Source organism: Burkholderia sp. Se-20378 (assembly GCF_017104665.1).
In the GTDB taxonomy this organism is placed as follows: Bacteria; Pseudomonadota; Gammaproteobacteria; order Burkholderiales; family Burkholderiaceae; genus Burkholderia; species Burkholderia lata.
Genome location: NZ_JAAGPG010000867.1, coordinates 1 through 2,142 on the forward strand (window position 1 = coordinate 1; position 2,142 = coordinate 2,142).

2 protein-coding genes are annotated in these 2,142 nt (G+C 68.5%); both read left to right on the plus strand.

Annotation, left to right across the window (positions count from 1 at the left end; translation table 11 throughout):
• The coding region (locus G3N93_RS38385; RefSeq protein ID WP_206135372.1) for a winged helix-turn-helix domain-containing protein at window positions 1–624 on the plus strand (624 nt) is incomplete at its 5' end.
• Window positions 621–2,060, plus strand: coding sequence for a heavy metal sensor histidine kinase (locus tag G3N93_RS38390; protein ID WP_174935466.1), 1,440 nt, complete (start codon window positions 621–623; stop codon window positions 2,058–2,060). The genes G3N93_RS38385 and G3N93_RS38390, both read left to right, overlap by 4 nt.
• Window positions 2,061–2,142: the final 82 nt, after the last annotated feature.

Below are 2,142 nucleotides of genomic sequence, written 5' to 3' on the forward strand. Positions count from 1 at the left end.
TGGGTCGTCGACACCGCGCTCGACGGCGAAGACGGCGCATGGAAAGCCGTCGAATTCGACTACGACGTGGTCGTGCTCGACGTGATGCTGCCGAAGCTGGACGGCTTCGGCGTGCTGCGCGCATTGCGCGCGCAGAAGCAGACGCCCGTCATCATGCTGACCGCGCGCGACCGCGTCGACGACCGCGTGCGCGGGCTGCGCGGCGGCGCCGACGACTACCTCACCAAGCCGTTCTCGTTCCTCGAGCTGATCGAACGGCTGCGCGCGCTGACACGTCGTGCACGCGTGCAGGAATCGACGCTGATCTCGATCGGCGACCTGCGGGTCGACCTGATCGGCCGCCGCGCCACGCGCGACGGCACACGGCTCGACCTGACCGCGCAGGAATTCCAGTTGCTCGGCGTGCTCGCACGGCGCAGCGGCGAGGTGCTGTCGAAGACGACCATCGCCGAACTCGTGTGGGACGTGAACTTCGACAGCAACGCGAACGTCGTCGAAACGGCGATCAAGCGGCTGCGCGCGAAACTCGACGGCCCGTTCACGGACAAGCTGCTGCACACGATCCGCGGGATGGGCTACGTACTCGAGGCGCGCGAGGACGGCGACACCGAGAGGCCGGCATGAAACGCTCGATCGTCCTGCGGCTGTCGGCGATGTTCGGCATCGTGTCGCTGCTCGTGTTCACGCTGGTGGGCTGCGGGCTGTTCGTGATGATGGAGCGCCAGTTGTTCGCCGAGCTGCGCGCGACGCTCGACACGCGCGCCAAGGTCGCCGAGATGATCGTGTCGCATGCGCTCACGCCCCAGCGCGGGCGTCTCATGCAGGAAAAGCTCGCCGACCTCGAACCGCCCGACGGTTCGACGCGCTACCAGGTCGACACCACGAACCCGGACTTCCGCTTTGGCCAGCCTGTCGACGGGGTGCCCGTCGGCGCACCGTTCGGCGCCTTCCAGCAATACGCGCTGAACCACAGCACCTACGACGTGATGACGAAGACCGTCACGGTGGCCGGCAATGGCGAGCGGCCGACGCTGAAGCTGGTCGTCGCCAGCTCGTGCGAGCGCACGCAGCGGATGCTGCGCCGCTTCGGCTGGACGCTCGCCGGGCTGATCACGATCGCGACGATCATTACGCTGCTGCTGAGCCGCGCGGTGGCCCGCTTCGGGCTCGCGCCGCTCGACCGGCTGTCGCAGGATGCTTCGGCGATCAGTCTCACGAACCGCCGCCAGCGGCTGCAGACCGACGCGCTGCCGGCCGAGTTGCGCGACCTTGCCACGTCGTTCAACGGTGCGCTCGACCGCATCCAGCAAACCTACGCGCGGCTCGAGGCGTTCAACGCGGACGTCGCGCACGAACTGCGCACGCCGATCAGCATCCTGATCGGCCAGACCCAGGTCGCGCTGACCAGCCGCGACCGCACGGTCGAGCGGATGCAGCAGACGCTGCAGTCGAACCTCGAGGAATTCGAGCGGCTGCGCGTGATCATCAACGACATGCTGTTCCTGTCGCGCAGCGACCGCGGCGAACGGGCGACCGACCTGAAGGACGTGTCGCTCGCCGACGAAGTGCGGCGCATGCTCGACTTCCTCGAAATCCCGCTCGACGAGGCGCAGTTGCGCGCCGAGCTGCACGGCGATGCGCGCGCGGCCGTCGATCCGTCGCTGTTCCGCCGCGCGATGACGAACCTGCTGATCAACGCGATCCAGCATTCGGCGCCCGGCGCGACGCTCAGCGTGACGATCGTGCGCCGTGACACGCTGGTCGAAATGTCCGTCGCGAACCCCGGCGAGCCGATCGACCCCGCCCGGCGTTCGCACGTGTTCGAGCGCTTCTACCGGCTCGAGGAAGCCCGCGCGAACAGCAAGGAGAACCACGGGCTCGGGCTGTCGATCGTCAAGGCCGTCGCCGAGATGCACGGCGGCAGCGTGTTCGTCGCCTGCTCGGGCGGCATCAACACGTTCGGGTTCTCGGTCTCGACGCAACCCTGCGCCGGCGGCCCGTTGCGCCCGGCCGACCTGCACGATACCCGGCCGGCACACGCGCCCCGCGCGTTGCACTGACGGCGGCCGCGCGGCCGCCCGCCGAGGGCAGTTTTCTTCAATACGGGCCCGTTCGGCTCCCGTAGTCTCGATGCGATTTTCG